Origin of the sequence: Streptomonospora salina, assembly GCF_014204715.1 — a bacterium.
Lineage (GTDB): Bacteria > Actinomycetota > Actinomycetes > Streptosporangiales > Streptosporangiaceae > Streptomonospora > Streptomonospora salina.
On sequence record NZ_JACHLY010000001.1, the window covers coordinates 2350557 to 2370604 of the forward strand.

Genomic DNA, 20048 nt, shown 5'->3' on the forward strand with positions numbered 1-20048 from the left:
GTGGAAAACCGCTCCTGCCCTGATGCACCGCTCCACTCTTGACTCATGAACTCACTTCCTCCGTACACGCTCACCCCGCACGGGGCGATCCAGCGCCGGATGCCCAGCGCCGAAACCATCGGCAACCCGCCCCACGGCTCCCGGGTCGCACAGCTCGCCGACCGTTTACCGGAAGGCGCGGTGGTCGTGGGACGCACCGCGGCCCTGCTGCACGGATTGGATGTACTCCCGCCCGGCCGTATCTCGGCCTCGTGGCCCGTGGAGATCTCCGTTCCCCGCGACCGCGCGGGCCTTCCGGCTCCCGGAGCCCGGACCTACCGGTGGTCGATTGACCGGGACGATGTCACCACCATCGCCGACCTGCCCGTCACCAGGCTCGAGCGCACCGCCGCCGACTGCGCCGGGTATCTGCCCCGCTTGGAGTCCGTCGCCGCGCTCGACCAGTTCCTGCACAGCGGTGTGGACGCGCGGCGCCTGTGGCTGCGCGCCGATGCCCGCACCCGCTACGGGCGCCGGATCGCCGCCGCACTCGAGGTGGCCGATCCGGAGGCCCAATCGCCGGGGGAGAGCTGGTCCCGCTGCCTGATCATCGATGCCGGTCTGCCCCGGCCGCGCTCGCAGGTTCCGGTCGGCCTCGCCGACGGGCCGGCCTATCTCGATCTGGGGTACGAGGATTACCGCCAGGGTGTGGAGTACTACGGTGCGCAGTTCCACACTCAGTCTGATCGCGACCGTGATGCCGACCGAGTGGCGGAATTGGCCGGGCTGGGGTGGGACGTGTTCGTGGTTCGGGCGCGCGAGGTCGTGGTGAAGCCGGATGTGCTTCTGCTGGGGTTGTTCGCGCGGTTGCGGCGCCGCGGCTGGGCGCCTGCGCCGTCGCATGCGGAGAAGGTACGCAAGCGGATTCGTTATATGTGCATGACGTTGCGCCGCCAGCGGGAGACGAATGGTTGAGGACGGCTCCCGCTTCAGGGCGCCGTGTGCGCTCGGCGGCCTTGGACACGTGCGCGACGCGCGACGCCCCCGGCGGGCGGCGAGCCCCGCTGAACCCCGCAGCGTGCGCTCGGCGGCAAGCCGGCTTGCTCGCTGGGCGAGCTGCGCCCCATTGCCGCAGCCTTTGGGGTCACCGACTCCGAATGGTCCTCGAGGGGTTCCTTCAGCACCGCCGGGCCCGACGCCCCCGGTAAGCGTCGGGCCCTACTGAATCCCACAGCGCGCGGGAGAAGCTTCCGTTCCGCGTCTTCACCCGGACGGACGAGCAGGAGGGGACGCGCACGGTGGTCCTCGACGTCGCCCACGGCGACCGCTGACCCGGGGCGCCGCCCGCGCGGCTTCAGCGGAGCGAAGCGGTCCGAATGGCTACCAGGCCCGGCGCAGCAGCCCGGTGAGCGCGTCGGCGTCCGCCTCGCGCGGGTTGGGGTAGGGCTTGGCGGCGACCCGCTCGGCGACGCCGCGCAGCCCGTCGCGGGGAACGCCCAGCTCGCGAAGCGTGGTGGGGCCCGTGTGGCTGCGGGCCAGGTCGGAGACCGCGGCGACCGGATCGCCCCCGGCGATGCGCTCCAGCCGCCCGGCCGCGTGCGGCGCCGAAGGCAGGTTGAACGCCATCACGTGCGGCAGCAGCAGGGCGTGCAGTTCGGCGTGGGGCAGGTCGAACGTTCCGCCGAGGACGTGGGCCAGTTGGTGGTGCAGCCCCATCGACGTCTGGGCCAGGCACAGGCCGGCGAGCCACGCCGCCGGCTGGAGGCGGCCGCGAGGGTCGACGGCTCCGGGATCGTCCAGCACCGTCGGCAGGGTCGCGAGGATCCCCTCGACGGACTCCGATGCGAGCCCGTCGGTGGCGGCCGTGGCGTCGCCGGCCCACAGCGCCTCGACCGCGTGCGCCAAGGCGTTCAACGCGCTGGTCAGCGTCAGCCCGCGCGGCATGGTGCGGGTGAGTTCGGCGTCGTAGACGACCGTGCCGGGGGCCAGCGCCGGGTCGCGCCGCGTGGTCTTCACCCCGTTCTCGGTCTCCCCGAGGGTGGGGGTGGCCTCCGACCCGGCATAGGTCGTGGGCACGGCGATCTGCGGCAGACCGGTCCGCGCCGAGACCGCCTTGGCCAGCCCGATCGCCGAACCGCCGCCGACGGCGACCACGCTGTCGGCGCCCGCCCGCTCGACCACCCCCATGGCCTCGCCGGTCACCTCCACCGGGGTGTGCACCACGGGACCGTCGAACCGGGCCGCCAGACCGGGGCCCAGGGCCGCCGCGAGCTCGTCTCCGGCCGACGCGGCCGAGGGGGCGGCCACCAGCAGCACCCGCCGGGCGCCCAGCCGCTCGGCCTCGTCCGGGATCCGGTGGCGCGCACCGATCCCGGCGAGCACCCGGCAGGGAAGGGTTTCGTGCACGGTCACACCGTCGGGCGCGCTGTCAGCCATGGTTCTCCCCCACCACCGAGTGGCATCGATCGGTCAGCTGCCGTCCGTCGTCCGCGGACGCTCACCACGACGGTAGCTGCACGATCACCGGAGCCGTGCGGGCTTGGGGCGCTTGGTGGGCAGCCCGTGCCGGTCGGCGTAGCGGCAGAGCACGGTGAACAGGCGGTCCGAACCGGGGGTGTACAGGCCCGGGATCACGACGGGGCGCCCGGTGCGGACCCACAGCTTGAGGTCGCCTTCGCGGCTGTCGCCGGGCATGTGCTTCAGCGCGGCGACCTCGACCAGCGGCACCGCCCGCAGCCGCCGCCCTTCGCGCACGACGAGTCCGCGCTCGAACAGGTAGACGCCCCGGCGTCCGCGCAGCATCGCGGCCATCCACAGCGCGGCGGGCAGGACCGGCAGCAGCAGCACCACCCGGGAGATCCGGGGCAGCTCGGAGTACGTGGAGGCGGCCGAGGACTCGGCGACCAGCAGCACCGCGGCAGCGGTCGCACCGGCCGCGAGCACGTAGACCGCCGCGCGCCGGTGGTCGACGTCGGCGTGGGCGTGCACGCTGACGGGGGCGCCGAGGCGGTGCTCGCGGGCGACGCCGCCGACGTTCTCGGGAACGACGGGTTCCGGGCCGCCGTCCGGAGGGGCGCCCGAGTCCGGCTGGGCGACGTCCCCGGTTCCGATTCGGGGTTGCGGGGGCGGGATGGACCGGGAGTCCGACGAAAGCCTCTTCACTGGGGGATCCAATCCGTCGCGGCGTCCGGTGGGGGGATGCGGGTGCGCGGCGACGCGCACCGTGTCCGGGCAACCGGCCGTCACCATAGCAACGGCACCTTTCGAAAAGGTCGCGATCCCTTCCCGACTTCCGTACGGATTCCCTGCATACGGTCGCCGGTGGGACCTTGGAACGACTCAGGTCCCCGCGTCGTTCCGCTCCGCTTGCGGCGCTCTGCACGACGGTGTCGGCACGGCTCGCAGACACCGGTCGCCCCGGATTCGGCGCCCGCGGGGACCGTCACCGACGCCGGACAGCTGGAGCTGCCGCGCGGCTTCGGTGCGGGGGAGCACGCCGCGGCGTGGTAAGAGGGGTGCCGAGCGGCTCCCCCAGGAACCCCTCGAGACCCCCCCGGTGCGGGCCACCACAATAGCTGCGGCAATGGGGCGCAGCTCGCCCCGCGAGCGAGCCGGCTTGCCGCCGAGCGTACGCCGCACCCTTCAGCGGGATCCCCGCCCCAGCCCTACAGCAGGAACCCCTCGAGAACGGCCGGGCGTGCGGCGCCTCGCGGATCGACGACGGCGACGCGATCGCCGCGGCCGTCGGCGAGCTGGCCGGACTCTTCGCCGCGGGCGAGCCGCTCCCGGACTGCTTCGAGCGCGAGATCGCACCGCTGCCTGCGCCCGCGGTCCGTATGCGACGGGTCGGGAAGCGAGGTGAAGGCAGGAGCGGGACGGCCGCCCGCGGGCGCACTGGCGGCCGGAGGTGTCGCCGCCGCCGTGGTGGCCGCTCGGCGACGGCGGCCGAGTCCGGAGGGCGGGGCTCGGCGGCCGGGCACCCTCCGGCAACGGCCGGACCGGACAGCTGTAGTGGCGAGCCCGGCGTGTTCGGCGTGTTCGGCGTGTTCGGCGCTATAACCGGGCGGCCGGATCCACGGGCGGCTCGGCGGGAGCCGGGTTCGGCGCCGCCGGCGGTGTCGGCGCCGGGCCGCGCACGGGTCGCCAGTAGGCGTGCGGCGGCGGGGGCGCAGCCCTTCCGCGCCCTCCGGCCGGGGGTGCGGCGCCCGCCTTCGGGATCGGGGGCCGGTGGGCGGCGGCAGCGCCCGCCGCGCGTGCGGGCACGGGGGTAGGCGCAGACGCGGGGGCCGGCGTAGGTGCCGACGCGGGCGCAGGCGCGCGCACGGGCCGCCTGGGTGCGGGCCGCGGGTGGCCGAGGAGGAGCGCGGCGAGGAGCTGTTCGAGTTCCTCGGGCGTGGCCGCCTCCAGCAGGTGCGGGTGGTTCGGCAGCATGGCCCACCAGCTTCCGGTATGGGTACCGTGCCAGACGGTGGCGCCGGGGAAGATGCGGTGCAGCCGCCGGGCGGCGGGGTGCACGGCGACCCTCTGGCGGGGCGGCCGCGTGGTGCGGGGCGCGTGGGTGGCGGTGGCCGTGGTCATCGGGCGGCCTCCTCGCCGTTGTCGCTGTCGTCCCAGGCGGCGCCGGAGGCGTCCAGGTGCGGGCCGTCGTGCGCGGCGGGGCGCAGGCAGCACGCGCCGCAGGTGTCGCCGAGCAGGGCGGCGATGCGCTCCAGGATCTCCAGGGAGGCGTCGCGTACGGCGGAGGTCCAGTAGGTGTGCTCGTGTGTGCTGGCGGCGAGGTCGTCGGCCAACTGGTGGAGGCAGTGGGCTTCGACCTGGTCGAGCACGCGGGCGGCGGCGTTGTCGGCGGGACCGTCGTCGGCGGCGCCGGTCGATGCGGGCACCGACCGGTCGCCGGCGGCGGTGGGGTCCGCGGCGGCGAGGTAGGGGCGCGGGCGCGGCGGCGCGGGGAACTGCGCGAGCGCGAAGTCCAGCGCGTCGAGGCCGGTGGCGGCGAGCGTGACGCCGTCGAGGACGCGGTGGTGCGCCCGGTAGGGCGCCCTCCGGTCGGGGGCGTAGGTGAGCCTCCACAGGGGCCGGTGGCGGGTGTGGACCTCGCAGAAGCGCCCGTAGTCGGGCGGGGATGCGGGGTGGGGGATGTAGGGGCGGGGGCGGGAGGTGCGCGGCTGGGGCGAATGAGGCGTTCGGGTGCCAACCGGGCCGATAGGGTTATCCATGGGTCTCCACCTGGTCCGTCAGGTCGGGGATCAAGGCCCCGGATCGTGCGTCTACACGAGCCGGGGCCGTTTCATTGCACGGCGCCGTTCGGTCCCGCGCCGGTTCGCTAAAACCTCTCAGCACCCGGACGTCTCGGATAGGGGGAACACTGATGCCGCATGATTCTCGGATATAGGTGGTAACCGCAGGTAGTCAGGTGGTATTAAGTGGTGTCATGGTGGTTCCCTCGGGGTCTGCACGACGCAGGTTCGGCAATGAGATGCGCCAGTATCGCGAACAAACTGGGATGTCTCAGAAGGAGCTAGCGTCGGCAGCACTCTTGTCCCAGACGATGATCAGTGGTCTTGAACGCGGCGAAAAATCCACCAGAGTGGAACACATCGCCCGAATCGACGATGCCCTCAACACCAACGCTGCACTAGCCCAACGCTGGAGCTCGCTGCAGAACTACAGCGGGGTCCCGGACTGGTTCTCCGACATCGTGCTGCTGGAGCAAGAGGCCACAGGAATCAAGATGTTCCATATGTCGGTCTTCCCCGGCTTGCTCCAAACCGAAGACTACGCACGCGCCGTCGTGCAGACCGGACGTCCCTGGTATCCAAAGGCCGATGTAGATCGCCTGGTCACTTCACGCGTGAAGCGCCGTGAGGTCCTCTCGAAGAGCGAGCGCCCCCTGCTCTGGGCTGTCGTAGACGAGGACGTGGTCCGGCGCACTGTCGGCGGCCCTGAGATCACGTTCGAGCAGTTGGGCTATGTACTGGAGCTTGTGGAATCGCAACTCGTACAGCTTCAGGTCATCCCGGACGAGTCACGACTCAAGCCCGGCTTCGACGGTGCCTTCCGCATCATGACCTTCAGAGACCGTCCGGCCGCCGTCTACGCCGAGCATGTCACCGGTGGTGAACCTGTCCACGATGCCGACAAGGTCGAGGAGTGCCATATGCTCTTCGGCGCGTTGCAGGCCGAGGCCCTGCCGCTGGCCGCTTCGACCGATCTGGTCCGGAAAGCGCGAGGAGATTTGTATGCATGAGCCCGTGAACTGGAGAAAGTCCAGCTACAGCGGATCCCATGGCGGTGACTGCGTAGAAGTCGCTGACTCGCCCGAGCAGGTCAGGGTCCGCGACACCAAGGACCGCGAAGCGGGCTTCCTGGCGATTCCGACGACTGAGTGGTCCGCCTTCCTCGCCGACGTGAAGGACGGTCGGCTCTAGCCGAGCGAGTACACGATGGGGCCCAGCGGATGCCGGGCCCCTCCGTCCTGCCGCAGGCGGCCCTGGCCTGGAGGAGAGCGTCCGCTTCGTCACCGACCCGACCACGTAGCCGTCCCCGATTCCCGCGAGGAGACCCGTTGGCAGACACCCCGCCGGAGGCCGGCCCGAACGCGGCTGTGCACCCGCCGGCGCGCGCCGAACTGCGCGCCGACTGCTCGTCGTGCTTCGGGTTGTGCTGCGCGGCACTGCCGTTCTCGGCGTCGGCGGACTTCCCGGTGGACAAGCCGGCCGGGCAGGCGTGCTCCAACCTGGGCGAGGACTACGGCTGCACCATCCACTCCCGGCTGCGCGACGAGGGCTTCCGCGGCTGCACCGTGTTCGACTGCTTCGGTGCGGGCCAGCAGATCTCCCAGGTGACCTTCGCGGGGCGCTCCTGGCGTGCCGACCCCGGTTCGGCGCGCTCGATCTTCGACGCCTTCGGTGTGATGCGGCAGTTGCACGAACTGCTGTGGTATCTCGACGAGGCCCGCTCGCTGCCCACGTCCGAACCGGTCGACGCCGAACTGCGCGCCGTGCAGGAGGAGACCGCGCTGCTGACCCGGTCCGGCGCGGCCGAGCTGGGCGAATCCGACCCGGACGGGCTTCGGGAGCGCGCCCGGCCGCTGCTGCGGCGGGCCAGTGCGCTCGCGCGCGAAGACGCGCCCGGAACGGGGCCGGACCGGGCCGGAGCGGACCTGGTGGGGGCGAAGCTGCGCAAGGCCGACCTGCGCGCGGCGGACCTGCGGGGCGCCCTGCTCATCGCCGCGGACCTGCGCGGCGCCGACCTGCGCCGGGCCGATGTGATCGGCGCCGACCTGCGCGACGCCCGGGTCGGCGGCGCCGACCTCAGCGGCGCGCTGTTTCTGACCCAGCCCCAGGCCAACGCGGCCCGGGGCGACGCCGCCACCCGGCTGCCGCAGGCGCTGGAACGCCCGGACCACTGGTGACCGGCCACCCCCGCCGCTACGGCTTGCGCCCCACAGCGCCGAAGCCGTCCACCTCGGGCGGCTCGCCGAACGGGCTGGGGTCGGGTCGCCAGCGGGTGACGCTCACCAGGCCGGGATCGACCGGTTCGAGTCCGTCGAAGAACGCGCCGAGTTCCTCGGGGCTGCGCTGGATGTAGGGCGCGCCGCCGCTGTTCTCGTTGTACTCGCGGTGGGCCTCGGCGTTGGCGTCGCTGAAGACGTTCGTGCCGTCGTTGACGGTCAGGTAGCTGCCGGGGGGCAGCGCTTCGACCAGGCGGCGCACGATCGAGCGCGCTTCGTCGTAGTCGGCGATGTGGCCGAGGATTCCCATGAGCATGAGCCCGATCGGCTGGGAGAAGTCCAGGGTGCGGGCGGCTTCGCTCAGGATCCGGTCGGGGTCGCGCAGATCGGCGTCGACGTAGGACGTGGCGCCTTCGGGGCTGCTGGTGAGCAGGGCTCGGGCGTGCAGGAGCACCAGGGGATCGTTGTCGACGTAGACGATACGGGCGTCGGGTGCGACCGCCTGGGCGACCTCGTGGGTGTTGTCGACGGTGGGCAGGCCCGTGCCGACGTCGAGGAACTGGCGGATCCCGGCCTCGCCCGCCAGGTAGCCGACGGTTCGGGCGAGGAACGCGCGCGAGGCGCGCGCACCTTGCGCCATGCCGGGGAAGACGTCGAGGAACCGGTCGCCCGCTTCGCGGTCGGCGGCGTAGTTGTCGTTTCCGCCCAGCCAGTAGTTCCACACGCGGGCCGAATGCGGAACCGACGTGTCCAGCCCCGCATCGGCGGCCGTGTCGCGGGCGGCGGGCGCCGCGGAATCGTCGTCAGCCATGGATCCTCCGTAGTCCGTTCCGCCCGGCTTGTTCCGGATGCCGGTCGCCGCCCATGATGCCCTCTTGTGACGGCTTTGCGCATCGTCGGGCCGCCTGGCCGACCACGGCGCGGACGGACCCGCCGGAACACGCGGTCAGTTTCACCCGGCTCACGTGCAACGACGCGGACACTGGTGAATCAACGGATATCCCGTGCAGCCGTGATTGCGGATAGTGGCGAAGTGCCCGCGCTCAGCATCGGCTCACGCGGGCATCCGAACATCCCCCAATAGACAGTGGACAGTGGACGCGACCGGGCGGCCCCGTTCCCCCGTTCCCGATCCCGCCCGCCTCCGCGCCACTGGTCCTCGCCCCGTAGAACCGGATCGGCCGGTAGCGCGCGCGGACCCCCGTGCGAGCCGAGCAGCGCTGCCCCATCCCGAGGCAAAGGAAGCATTCCCCATGTTCGCAAAGCACGCCACCGAGCGACCGGAGGCGACCACCGCGTCCGAGACCGCACCCGCGGACCGAGGGTCCCTGCGGACCTTCGGTCGGATCGCCGCCGCCCTCACCCTGGCCGTCAGCGGCACCGCCGCCGTCGCCGCGCCGGCACACGCCGAGGAGATCGGCCCCGACCCGTCTGAGGACAGCATCGAGGCGCGTACCGGCCCGTTCGACACCGACGAGGAGGACGTCTCCTCGCTGGTGAGCGGGTTCGGCGGCGGAACGATCTACTACCCCGAGGACGACAGCCGGACCTACGGCGGCGTCGTCGTCGCCCCCGGCTACACCGCCAGCTCCACCTCCATGTCGTGGCTGGGCACGCGGCTGGCCTCGCAGGGCTTCGTGGTGTTCACCATCGACACCAACACCCGCTACGACCAGCCCGGCAGCCGGGGGCGCCAGATCGGCGACGCCCTGGACTACCTGGCCGACGACAGCGACGTCGAAGACATCGTCGACGGCAGCCGGATGGCGGCCATGGGCCACTCCATGGGCGGCGGCGGCACGCTGGAGATCGCCGATGACCGGCCCGAGCTGAAGGCGGCCATCCCGCTGGCTCCCTGGAACGTCGACAAGACTTGGGGCAGTGTCGACGTGCCGACCATGATCGTCGGTGCCGAAGACGACTCCGTCGCCCGGGTGAGCACGCACTCCATCCCGTTCTACGAGAGCCTGCCCAGCTCGCCCGGAAAGGCGTACCTGGAGCTGGACGGCGCGTCGCACTTCGCGCCGAACATGTCGAACACGACCATCGCCAAGTACAGCATCTCGTGGCTGAAGCTGTACGTCGACGAGGACCAGCGCTACGCGCAGTTCCTCTGCCCGGCCCCGGAGGCCGGCGGCCTGGGCGCGGACCTCTCGGACTCCCGTGAGACCCACTGCTCCGGCGGCGGCAACGGCGGCTGGTAACCCGCCCGGCCTGAATGACGGCGCCCGTCCCGCCCGGTGAGCCGGGAGCGGGCGCCGGGACAACCGGATACAGCACCACGGCGGCCGCCGCGCGCGGCCGCCGTCGGTGTGTGCGGACCGCGCGACCGCCGCGATCCGGCTCTCACCGGCATCTTTCGGGAAGATGGGAAAACGGCCCCGCCGATCGCCGCAAACCGCCGTTGCGGCCACCGGTTAACCGATATGGTTCCGATTGCCGCGTCCCCTTTGCCACATTCCCATGCTCACTGAGAGAGGCGCTCCCGTGTCCGAGAAGGTTCGGTTGACCTGCCCGATGGGCCGCAAACGGGCGGAGTCGTGGAGCGGTTCGGTCCTGGTCCCGGTCGGCGCGTGCACCGCCGCAGCCGGACTGTCCGGGCTTTTCGACCTGCCGGTACTGCCGGAAGGGCCACTGGCCTGGAGCGCGGCGGCGCTGGGCGCAGCGGCGCTGCTGGCCGGGATCGTCCTGCTGGTCGACGGCATCCGGCTGCGGGTGCCCGTGCTGGAGGTCGAAGACGGCGAGTTCCGCTACACCCGAGGCCGCTACATCGTGCGTATCCCCTCCGCCGACGTCGGCTCCTACTACGTGCTGCCCGGGCGCACCCGCTCTCTGGGACTGTGCGACGTCGCCGGCCGGCCGCGCCACTTCCCGTCGGTGCGGGGGCGCCGCGCCAACCGCCCGTATCTGCCGCTGACGGGCCTGACGTCGCCCGCCAAGGTCGACGCGTTCATGTCCACCGCGGGCATTCCCCCGCGCGACCGCTCCCTGACGTCGGGGCGCTGAGGCGCCCGCCCCGGACAGCACGGCGGGCCGTGCCCAGAAGGACACGGCCCGCTCGTGTTCACGGTCCGCCGCGCCCGCAGGGGCGCGGTTTCCGCGGATCGGGCTTCAGGAGCTGAAGTCCACGCCTTCGGCGTCCTCGCCCAGGGCCTGCTCGACGAAGTCCTGGTTCTCCGACAGCCAGACACGAGCGCCTTCCGCCTCTTCGCCCTCGTGGTCGGCGATGACGGTCTGCTCCAGGTCGCCGATCTGCTCCTGGCTCAGCTCGAAGTTGCCCATCCACTTGGTGAGGTCCGGGAAGTCATCACCGAAGCCGGGGCGGCCCACGGAGTGCAGGGACTCCGGCTCGCCCATCGCGCCCTCGGGGTCCTCCAGGTCCTTGAGGTCCTGCTGGGCGTAGACGATGTGCGGACGCCACAGGGTGACGACGATCGGCTCCTCGTCCGCGATGGCGGTCTCGAGCTCCTCCAGCATCGCCGGGGTGGAGGACTTGACCAGCTCGTAGTTCTCCTCGAGCTCGTAGGTCGGCATCGCCTCCTCCTCGGTGGTCTGCACCAGACCCGAGCCGGACTCGATGCCGATGATCTCGCCACCGAAGGTGTCGGCGTTGCCCTGGAGGTCCTCGATGGAATTGACGTCCTCCATGTAGGAGGGAACCGTCAGCTCCAGGCTCGCGCCCTCGTTCCAGGCGCCGAGGTCCTCAAGGTCCTCGCCGTACTCGTCCCAGTAGTCGCCGTGGGTGCTCGGCAGCCAGGTGTCGAGGAACATGTCGATGTCACCGTTGGCAGTGCCCTCGAAGACCGGGGCCACGTCGACGTTCTCGATCGTGACGTTGTACCCCTTCTCCTCCAGGATCACCTTCCAGAGGTTGGTGACGGCGATGTCCTCTTCCCACGGGATGAGGCCGATGGTGATGTCCTTGCTGGCCCCCTCGTCCTCCTCGGGGCCGGTGGAGACGTCCTCGCCACCGCCGCCGCCGCAGGCGCTGGCCATCAGGGTCAGCGACAACGCTGCGGCGCCGAGTCCGAACAGCTTCGTGGAACGCTTTCGCTCGCTCACGGTTCCTCCTCATTGTGTGCGGGTGATTTTGCGGAGCCCCGCCGACGCGGAGCGCGGCGAGGCGGAGCGGGGCTTATGCGGCCGCGCGCTGGGCGCGTGCCGCGGGGGAAAAGCGGGTGACCGCCCCGGTCAGCCGGTCCAGGAAGATGGCCAGGATGACCACGGAGATACCGCCCTCGAAGCCCACCGGCACGTTGCCTTGGGCGATGCCGGTGTAGACGTCGTTGCCCAGACCGCCGGCGCCGACCATGCCGGCGATGACGACCATGGACAGGCTCAGCATGATGATCTGGTTGATGCCGGCCATGATCGTGGCCAGCGCGAGCGGGATCTGGATGCGGCGCAGGATCTGGAAGTCCGGGGCGCCGAACGCCTCGCCGGCTTCGACCAGCTCCTTGTCCACCTGCCGGATACCCAGCTCGGTCAGTCGCACGCCGGGAGGCATCGCGAAGATGACGGTGGCGATCACGCCGGGCACGGTGCCGATACTGAAGAACGCGATCGCCGGCAGCAGATAGACGAACGCGGGCAGGGTCTGCATGAAGTCCAGCACCGGCTTGATCGCGGTGCTGACCTTGCCGCTCTGGGCCGCCAGCACGCCGATGGGCACCGAGACCACCACGGCGACCAGGGTCGCCACGAGGATCAGCGACAGGCTGCTCATCGCGTTGCTCCAGCTGTCCATGCTGATGATGAGCAGGAAGCCGAGCACGCTGAACACCGCGACGCCCCAGCCGGCGATGAAGTAGGCCAGGGCCGCCAGCAGGGCGCCGACGATGAGCGAGAGCTGCACGCCCGCGATGAAGTGCAGGGCCAACACCGCGAGCAGCGTCGCGGCCGCTGCGGCGGCGATGATCTGCTGGCCGCGCTCGCGGGTGACGGTGAAGCTGAAGGCCACCAGTGCTGCGAACAGCAGCAGCGCCAGGACCAGCGGTGGGTAGACGTAGCTGGACCCGAACAGGTTCATGGCCCACAGGAACAGCGGGGCGGGCAGCGCGCCGATCACGGTCGCCGCCAGGCCCGCCGACAATTCGGCGACGTAGAACCCGGCCCATACCGCCGCCGCGATCAAGGTGGGGGCGTAGTGCTTGCGCGCCAGCAGCCCGACGGCCACCACCACGGCGGCGACCAGGGTGAACTGGGTGGCCGAGGTCTCGGCGAAAAGGCTGTAGAGGTTGTCGACGCAGAGATCGATGAGCAGGCCGACGAAGTCGAAGAAGGCCTCGAAGTTGATCCGCAGCCACTCGATGGCGCTGTCGAACGTGTCGCCGACGGGGATGCGCGGCACGGGCACGGCGTAGGAAACGGGGCTCACTGCCGGCTCCCTTCAGTGGCCGGGGCGTCGCCGCCCGGATCGGTCTGGGGCTCCTCCGCATCGCCGTGCGGCTCGCGGCCGTCGCCGACGGTTCCGTCGGCCGTTCCCGACACGGCGGTGTCGCTCTCCGACGCGTCCGTGCCCGCGTGGCTGTCGTCGCCGTTGGGGGTGGCCAGCGCGGCGAGCAGCGTCCCCCGCGGGATGACGCCGACGAGGCGCTCGTCGCCGTCGACCACGGCCAGCGGATAGGTGCTCTCGGCGGCTTGGCCGAACATGTCGGCGACCGGGGTGTCGGGGTGCACCCGCTCAAGGGTGTCGACGAGCCCGTCGAGTTTCTTGACGTTGTCGCGCACGGCCTCGCCGACCGCGGTCTCGTTCACGCCGCCGACGAGCGTGCGGTCGGCGCGCACCACGAAGGCCGACTGCGTCTGGCTGTCGCGCATGGTCCGCAGCGCGGCGCGCGGTCCCTGGCCGGGGTCGACCACCGGGATGGGTGCCTCCATCACCGAGGAGGCGGTGAGCACGCGGGTGCGGTCGACGTCCTCGACGAAGTTGGCGACGTAGTCGTTGGCCGGGTCGTTGAGGATCTCTTCGGCGGTGCCGATCTGGGCGACGCGGCCGTCGCGCAGCACGCAGATGCGGTGCCCCAGGCGCATGGCCTCGTTGAGGTCGTGGGTGATGAAGATGATCGTCTTGCCCAGCGACGCCTGCAGCTCCAGCAGCTGGGTCTGCATGTCGCGGCGGATCAGCGGGTCCAGCGCGCTGAAGGCCTCGTCCATCAGGATGATGTCGGTGTCGGCGGCCAGGGCGCGCGCCAGACCGACACGTTGCTGCATGCCGCCGGAGAGCTGGCCGGGGACCTTGTGCTCCAAACCGTCCAGGCCCACCATCGCCAGCGCTTCGCGCGCCTTGGCGTCGCGCTGGTCACGGGCAACGCCGCGGACCTCCAGCCCGTAGGACGCGTTGTCCAGCACACTGCGGTGCGGGAACAGCGCGAAGTGCTGGAAGACCATGCTGACTTTCTCGCTGCGCAGCTTCCGCAGATCGGACTTGCCAAGCTTGGTGATGTCGGTGCCCTCGATCTCGACGGATCCCGACGTGTGGGGCAGCAGGCCGTTGAGCATCCGGATCAGCGTGGACTTGCCCGATCCCGACAGGCCCATGACGACGAAGATCTCGCCCGGCTGCACCTCGAAGGAGACGTCGATGACCGCGGCGGTGACGCCCAGCGACGCGATCTCGTCACGGTGCCGGCCGTCCGCCAGCAGTTCGACGGCCTTGGACGGACGCCTGCCGAATATCTTGTAGAGCTTGTCTGCGCGTACTGCTGGCACGGTCTCCTCTTCGGGTCTGTTCCGGAGCACGCGGAAGAGCGGACCGCCCTTGGGGCAAACGTCCGCACGTCGGCGTTGCGCGCGGTCGTCACGTTCGGTGGCGGACTCGCGTCTCCGCACCTGGGCACGCGGCCCACCCGGGTCGGGGCCTCCTGCGCAGGTGCCGAATCCTCACCGCTCTTCACGTCCTATTTATGGCGATACGAACCTTACCGATGAAGTACGAAGACTCGCCCCCGACATCGTTACGGAGAGATAACACGTTTACCCTCGGCGCCCACCCGGAAAGCCCCCGTGCGCACCGAACTCGACCCCCCGAACACCGGCGGAATGTGATATGCACCACACTTCGTTTCGCGGTGATCGCCATCACAATTCGAACGTCTTGGCAGCTCAAAACGGCTACACTCAGGCCGTCCGCGTGTGAATACCGTGATTCTCTGCTACGGAGCGGTTGCGGGCGCCCGTCCACAACCTGTAGGCGCTCCGGGAGCCCCTGGAAAGGGTCGCCTAGACTCGTAGAGGTGACTCACTCACGCATAGTCGGCTTCCTCACCGTCGCGGGCATGCTGGCCGCGATGTGGGTGCTCGAAATCGTCGACACCGTCCTGGGCGGCGCGCTCGACGTCGTATTCGGGCTGCACTCGTGGACGGTCGACGGCGCCTGGACCGTCGCCACCGCCCCCTTCATGCACGGCGGCTTCGGCCACCTCATGAGCAACTCCGTGCCGTTCCTGGTGCTCGGCGCACTCGTGGCCTTCGGCGGGCTGGGCCGGTTCCTGTGGACCACGGTCATCGTCGTCCTCGTCAGCGGCGCCGGCGTGTGGCTGTTCGCGCCGCCCGGCACCCTCACCGTCGGCGCCAGCGGACTGGTGTTCGGCTACTTCGGCTACACGGTGCTGCGCGGCATCGTCGAACGGCGCACCGCCGACATCGTGATCATGATCTGCGTGGTCCTCTTCTACGGAACGCTGATCTGGGGGGTCCTGCCCCAGCAGCCGGGCATCTCCTGGCAGGCCCACCTCTTCGGGTTCCTCGGCGGGCTCTTCGCCGCCTACGTCCTGCCCAGGCGCGAAAAGCAGCGCCCGGCGCCCCCGGGCTACAGCACCCCGCCGGGATACGGCGGATACGGAGGCCACGGAGCACCCCGGCGCTGACCCCGCCCGGGTCCCGGACTGCGGCCGCCGACCGCTGCCGGCGCCGACCGCCCCGGCGATCTGACGGCCCGGCGCACGGCGGCAGCACGGCGTGCTTGAGCTGGAGCGCGCTCCACGTTCTAGCATCACGGCCATGAGCACACAGCGATCACCGCAACACCCCATCGGATCGGGCTTTTCCGCCCGGACCACCGCGAAGGAAGCCCTGGACGGGATCGACCTCGGCGGACGCCTCGCCGTGGTGACCGGCGGCTACTCCGGCCTCGGCCTGGAGACCACGCGCGCCCTCGCCGAGGCGGGCGCCCACGTCGTCGTACCGGCCCGCCGCCGTGCGACAGCGGAGGACGCCACCGCCGCGATCAGTGCTGACACAGCGGGCAGCGTCGAGGTCGACGAACTCGACCTCGCCGACCTCGACAGCGTCCGCGCCTTCGCCGACCGCTTCCTCGCCTCGGGCCGCGGCATCGACATCATGATCGACAACGCCGCGATCATGGCATCGCCGGAAACCCGCGTCGGACCGGGGTGGGAAGCGCAGTTCGCCACCAACCACCTCGGCCACTTCGCCCTCGTCAACCGCCTCTGGCCGGCGATCGCCGACGGCGACGGCGCCCGCGTCGTCTCCGTCTCCTCCCGCGGCCACCACCGCTCCCCCATCCGCTGGGACGACGTGCACTTCGCGCGGGGCTACGACAAGTGGGAGGCCTACGGTCAGGCGAAAACCGCCAACGCCCTCTTCGCCGTCCACCTCGACGCGCTGGGCCGCGACCACGGAGTCCGCGCGTTCTCCCTGCATCCCGGCGGGATCCTCACTCCGCTGCAGCGTCACATCCCGAAGGAGGAGAAGGTGGCACTGGGCTGGATCGACGAGGACGGCAACGTCGTCAACCCGAGGTTCAAGACCCCTGAGCAGGGGGCGGCCACCCAGGTGTGGGCGGCGACCTCACCGCAGCTCTCCGGTATGGGCGGGGTGTACTGCGAGGACTGCGACATCGCCGAAGCGGTCGAGACCGGGGACGCGAGCACCCCGTCGCGGGTGCGCACCTACGCCGTCGACCCGCACGAGGCCGCCCGCCTGTGGCAGCTGTCCGCCGAACTGACGGGCGTGGACGCGTTCGCGCGCTAAGCCGGGTGGCATAAAGCCGGAGAACGATGGGCTATGAGGCGGAACCGGGCGGGCGGCAGCGGCTACCGGGGGGGTGTCTGTGGCGGCCCTGCCGGCGCAGGAGTGCCACCACGGACCACCACGGACACCCCGAACGCGCCGGCGGCTACGCCTGCGCGGGGCTGTTCTCGCCCGTCCCCCAGTGGAAGTTCTTGTACGACCGCGACGGTGTCGGCCCGCGCTGGTTCTGATACCGCGACCCGTACTGGGAAGAGCCGTACGGGAACTCCGCGGACGAGGTCAGCCGGAACATGCACAGCTGCCCGATGCGCATCCCCGGGTAGAGCTTTATCGGCAGCGTCGCCACATTCGACAGCTCCAAGGTGACGTGCCCGCAGAACCCCGGGTCGATGAAACCGGCCGTGGAGTGGGTGAGCAGACCCAAGCGCCCCAGCGAACTCTTGCCCTCCAGGCGGCTGGCGATGTCCTCCGGAAGCGCGACCACCTCGTAGGTCGAAGCCAGCACGAACTCGCCGGGGTGCAGTATGAACGGCTCGTCCCCGTCGGGCTCCACCAGACGCGTCAGATCGGGCTGCTCGACAGCCGGGTCGATGTGCGGGTACTTGTGGTTCTCGAACACCCGGAAGTACCGGTCGAGCCGGACGTCCACACTGGACGGCTGGACGAGCCCCGGGTCGTACGGGTCGATCCGGACCCGTCCCGCCTCGACTTCAGACCTGATGTCGCGATCGGAGAGCAGCACCCTCCAGAACCTACCGCCTCGCCCACACATGCAGGCCCGGCGCCGGTTACCTGTACGGCGGCCATATCCGCTAGCATGGACACGTCGGCGGAGGCCCGAGAGCCTCGGACGCGACGCGGATGTAGTTCAATGGCAGAACTTCAGCTTCCCAAGCTGATAGCGCGGGTTCGATTCCCGTCATCCGCTCTGTACGAAAAAGAGCCCTGACCTGCGATATCAAATCGAACAGGCAGGGCTTTTTTCATGCCCAGGGTGCACGCGAGGGTGCACGGCCTCGCGCCGGCGGCCCGCTGTGCAGACTCCATCCCGTCATCCGCCCCCTGCGGCGAGGGTGCACCAGGGTGCACGGGATGGCCCGGCCGGCTCCGTGAGCCTGCGAGGGCTCGCCCCGCACCTTGCCCGCTGGCGGCGCCCGCCACCTGAACAGCGCCGGATGCGGGTGGAGGCCGCCGCCGACGGCGACCGCCACCCGGCACAGCCTGACGGTGGGCATGGCCGGGGCCGGGTTGCGATCCTCGGCCGCCGCTCACGGCAACCGCCACAGCCGTACCCACGGCAGCACCATACGGCCCGGTTAGGTTGCGATCCTCGGCCGCCGCTCACGGCGACCGCCACTGGCCCGCTACTACGACGCCCACCCCGGCGCCCCGGTGTTGCGATCCTCGGCCGCCGCTCACGGCGACCGCCACATCTCGGTGCGGTCGCGGAAGCAGACGGGGTAGACGTTGCGATCCTCGGCCGCCGCGGACGGCGACCGCCACCTGGGACTGCTCGGCGGTGATGGTCGGCATCTCCTCGTTGCGATCCTCGGCCGCCGCGGACGGCGACCGCCACCCTGCGCCGCCCCGCACCCCGCTCGCGCCCCACCAAGTTGCGATCCTCGGCCGCCGCTCACGGCGACCGCCACTTGAGCACCGGGGCCGCGGCCCGGGTCCACCAGCTGTTGCGATCCTCGGCCGCCGCTCACGGCGACCGCCACCTACGTCGCCCACATCGACCCCGCCACCCACGGGTGGTTGCGATCCTCGGCCGCCGCTCACGGCGACCGCCACCTGCGTCCCCCTCAGCGCCCCCGGGGTGCACACACAAGTTGCGATCCTCGGCCGCCGCTCACGGCGACCGCCACAGCGCCTGAGCAGGCGAAACGCCCATACGATCCCCGCTGCGCACTGCACCGAGCACGGACATACCCACCCACCGAGGAAGGAACCTACTTCGGAACCTCCCCGGGAATCCGTGAGAGCTTCCGGTTCCGAAGCCCGCCACACAACGGGCTGCGCCAATACCCCAGCCTACTGGCCGACCCGCCCATCTCCCCGCCACACATGGATTCCCACCGACGGCCCCGAACGCGATCGGACGCCCCTGCACGCACCGGGGACACCGGCAACACCGCCGGCCCGGAGAACCTTCGAGAACCTCGGAGGTTCTCCGCCCGATTCCCTCCGTCCTGGCGCGCCCCCGAGCGATGGTCGCCCCATGGCAATCATCGAAAAACGCCGACTGACCAGCGGAAACACCCGGTACTGGGTCAAATGGCGCCTCGGGGGCACCCGCGCAGGCGCCGGACAGTCCGAACCCTTCGACACCGAGGCCGCCGCCCACACCTTCAAACTCCACGTCGAAGCGGCCGACCACCACTGGCCCCAGAACTGGATCCCCAGGCACGGGTGGGCACCCGGCTGGGTGCCCGGCATCGGCTGGACCAACCAACCCGAGCAGAGTGACCAGCCGGAGAAGAAGGCGGAGCCGGTGCGCTTCGCCGACTACGCCACCGACCTCATCGACTCCCTGTCCGGTATCGAGGACCGCACCCGCCACGAATACCACCGCGACCTGCGCCTGCACCTGATCCCCGCCTTCGGCGAGGCCGACTTGCGCGATCCCGCCGACCTCACACCTAAACGCGTGCGCGAGTGGGTCAACGCTTTGCAAGAAGGCGTGCCCGACCCGCGCGTCCCGATCAACCCCGAGGCCCCGGCGGGCAAGAGGAAGGGCGCTGATCGCGGCTGCCGCACCGGGTGGCTACGCCCGCCGCTGCGCGCCAAGACCATCCAGAACCTGCACGCACTGCTGTTCGCCATCTGCCAGGCCGCCACCCAGGAAGACCCGCCCCTCCGCCCCGCCAACCCCGCCGCCCGTATCCGCCTTCCCCGCCTGGACGACGGCGAAGGCGACGACGACATGTGCTTCCTGACGCGCGAAGAGTTCAAGATCCTGCGCGATGCCGCCCATCCGGACGTGCGCGACATGCTCGAAGTCTTCGTGTTGACCGGGCTGCGCTACAGCGAGCTCACCGCCCTGCAGAAGCGCGACATCAACCTGCGCACCATAGGCGGCCGCACCACCGGCACCCTGGAGGTGCGCCGGTCCTGGAAGCGCCAGCCCGACAACACCTTCAAACTCGGCGCGCCCAAGACCAAGCAGTCGCGGCGCCGCATCGCCCTCTCACCGCGCACCATCGCCCTGGTCAAGCCGCACCTGGAGAGCAAGGGGCCGGAGGACTACGTGTTCACCACCGAGCAAGGGGCCTGGTGGCGCCACTCCAGCTTCTATAACCGCCGCTGGATCCAGGCCGTTAAACGCGCCCGAGCTGCCGGCCTCACGAAAAAGCCCCGCATCCACGACCTGCGCCACACCCACGTCTCCTGGCTCATCGAGGAGAACGTCCACGCCTTCAAGATCCAGCGCCGCCTGGGCCACAAGTCCATCACCACCACGATGGACCGCTACGGCCACCTCGTCACCGACCTGGACGACGATCTCCTCGCCGCCATCGACGGCACACCCGCCCCGCCCGCCGTGGCGGCCCTGCCCACCAGCAGCGGCACCCAGCGGCTGACCGTCGTCTCCTAGACACGCGCGGGGGTGGGCCTCTGG

Annotated in this window: 17 protein-coding genes, 1 tRNA gene and 1 CRISPR repeat array; of the genes, 10 read left to right on the forward strand and 8 right to left on the reverse strand. The window is 70.9% G+C overall.

What is annotated here, in order from left to right; translation table 11 throughout:
- Positions 1–99 precede the first annotated feature (99 nt).
- The gene (locus tag HNR25_RS10685) at positions 100–954 is read left to right on the forward strand and encodes a type IV toxin-antitoxin system AbiEi family antitoxin (RefSeq protein WP_184634612.1); all 855 of its coding nucleotides are present in this window, start codon (positions 100–102) and stop codon (positions 952–954) included.
- Between the two features lie 405 nt (positions 955–1359).
- Here the strand turns inward: HNR25_RS10685 and HNR25_RS10690 are convergent, their stop codons facing one another.
- The 3 genes from HNR25_RS10690 to HNR25_RS10700 form a co-directional block, all read right to left on the reverse strand.
- Positions 1360–2415 carry a maleylacetate reductase gene (locus tag HNR25_RS10690; protein WP_184634613.1) on the reverse strand — a complete coding sequence of 352 codons (1056 nt, stop codon included), beginning with the start codon at positions 2413–2415 and terminating at the stop codon, positions 1360–1362.
- An 84-nt stretch (positions 2416–2499) separates the two neighbouring features.
- Positions 2500–3141 carry a hypothetical protein gene (locus tag HNR25_RS10695; protein WP_184634615.1) on the reverse strand — a complete coding sequence of 214 codons (642 nt, stop codon included), beginning with the start codon at positions 3139–3141 and terminating at the stop codon, positions 2500–2502.
- A 1412-nt stretch (positions 3142–4553) separates the two neighbouring features.
- Positions 4554–5195 carry a hypothetical protein gene (locus HNR25_RS10700; RefSeq protein ID WP_184634617.1) on the reverse strand — a complete coding sequence of 214 codons (642 nt, stop codon included), beginning with the start codon at positions 5193–5195 and terminating at the stop codon, positions 4554–4556.
- Positions 5196–5410: 215 nt separating this feature from the next.
- Here HNR25_RS10700 and HNR25_RS10705 point away from each other — a divergent pair, with 215 nt between their 5' ends.
- The 3 genes from HNR25_RS10705 to HNR25_RS10715 all read left to right on the forward strand — a co-directional run bounded on the left by HNR25_RS10705 (position 5411) and on the right by HNR25_RS10715 (position 7393).
- Entirely contained in the window at positions 5411–6226 is an 816-nt protein-coding gene (locus tag HNR25_RS10705) for a helix-turn-helix domain-containing protein (RefSeq protein WP_184634619.1), read from the forward strand.
- 4 nt (positions 6227–6230) lie between these two features.
- On the forward strand, positions 6231–6407 hold the full coding sequence (locus HNR25_RS10710) for a DUF397 domain-containing protein (protein ID WP_312862472.1): 177 nt from the start codon (positions 6231–6233) through the stop codon (positions 6405–6407).
- 137 nt (positions 6408–6544) lie between these two features.
- Complete coding sequence (locus tag HNR25_RS10715) at positions 6545–7393, forward strand: pentapeptide repeat-containing protein (protein ID WP_246463593.1); 849 nt, start codon at positions 6545–6547, stop codon at positions 7391–7393.
- Between the two features lie 16 nt (positions 7394–7409).
- Here HNR25_RS10715 and HNR25_RS10720 read toward each other — a convergent pair whose 3' ends face one another.
- Positions 7410–8243, reverse strand: coding sequence for an SAM-dependent methyltransferase (locus HNR25_RS10720; protein WP_184634625.1), 834 nt, complete (start codon positions 8241–8243; stop codon positions 7410–7412).
- Positions 8244–8685: 442 nt separating this feature from the next.
- Between HNR25_RS10720 and HNR25_RS10725 the strand changes: the two genes are divergently transcribed.
- A complete protein-coding gene (locus HNR25_RS10725) occupies positions 8686–9636 on the forward strand; it encodes an alpha/beta hydrolase family protein (protein ID WP_184634627.1) in 951 nt (316 codons plus the stop codon).
- A gap of 283 nt (positions 9637–9919) precedes the next feature.
- Complete coding sequence (locus tag HNR25_RS10730; RefSeq protein ID WP_312862473.1) at positions 9920–10438, forward strand: hypothetical protein; 519 nt, start codon at positions 9920–9922, stop codon at positions 10436–10438.
- Positions 10439–10543: 105 nt separating this feature from the next.
- On the opposite strand, the gene HNR25_RS10735 is transcribed toward HNR25_RS10730, so the two are convergent.
- The 3 genes from HNR25_RS10735 to HNR25_RS10745 form a co-directional block, all read right to left on the reverse strand.
- Positions 10544–11494, reverse strand: coding sequence for a glycine betaine ABC transporter substrate-binding protein (locus HNR25_RS10735; RefSeq protein WP_312862474.1), 951 nt, complete (start codon positions 11492–11494; stop codon positions 10544–10546).
- A 73-nt stretch (positions 11495–11567) separates the two neighbouring features.
- Positions 11568–12809 (reverse strand): ABC transporter permease, encoded by a 1242-nt coding sequence (locus HNR25_RS10740; RefSeq protein WP_184634629.1) that lies wholly within the window; start codon positions 12807–12809, stop codon positions 11568–11570.
- A complete protein-coding gene (locus tag HNR25_RS10745) occupies positions 12806–14143 on the reverse strand; it encodes a quaternary amine ABC transporter ATP-binding protein (RefSeq protein ID WP_312862475.1) in 1338 nt (445 codons plus the stop codon). Before HNR25_RS10745 ends, HNR25_RS10740 begins: the two co-directional genes overlap by 4 nt.
- A gap of 524 nt (positions 14144–14667) precedes the next feature.
- Between HNR25_RS10745 and HNR25_RS10750 the strand changes: the two genes are divergently transcribed.
- Both HNR25_RS10750 and HNR25_RS10755 read left to right on the forward strand, forming a co-directional pair.
- Positions 14668–15300: a rhomboid family intramembrane serine protease gene (locus HNR25_RS10750; protein WP_312862476.1), complete on the forward strand. Its 633-nt coding sequence runs from the start codon at positions 14668–14670 to the stop codon at positions 15298–15300.
- Positions 15301–15433: 133 nt separating this feature from the next.
- The gene (locus HNR25_RS10755; RefSeq protein WP_184634631.1) at positions 15434–16426 is read left to right on the forward strand and encodes an SDR family NAD(P)-dependent oxidoreductase; all 993 of its coding nucleotides are present in this window, start codon (positions 15434–15436) and stop codon (positions 16424–16426) included.
- A gap of 145 nt (positions 16427–16571) precedes the next feature.
- On the opposite strand, the gene dcd is transcribed toward HNR25_RS10755, so the two are convergent.
- Positions 16572–17168, reverse strand: a complete 597-nt coding sequence (dcd, locus tag HNR25_RS10760; protein WP_184634633.1) for a dCTP deaminase — start codon at positions 17166–17168, stop codon at positions 16572–16574.
- A 115-nt stretch (positions 17169–17283) separates the two neighbouring features.
- On the opposite strand from dcd, the gene HNR25_RS10765 reads away from it, so the two are divergent.
- Together HNR25_RS10765 and HNR25_RS10770 are read left to right on the forward strand one after the other, a co-directional pair.
- Positions 17284–17354: transfer RNA gene (locus HNR25_RS10765), tRNA-Gly, on the forward strand.
- Positions 17355–17673: 319 nt separating this feature from the next.
- A CRISPR array of direct repeats spans positions 17674–18294; the repeat unit is 37 nt; unit sequence GTTGCGATCCTCGGCCGCCGCTCACGGCGACCGCCAC.
- A gap of 353 nt (positions 18295–18647) precedes the next feature.
- Positions 18648–20024, forward strand: a complete 1377-nt coding sequence (locus tag HNR25_RS10770) for a tyrosine-type recombinase/integrase (protein ID WP_184634635.1) — start codon at positions 18648–18650, stop codon at positions 20022–20024.
- The last annotated feature ends 24 nt before the right edge of the window (positions 20025–20048 follow it).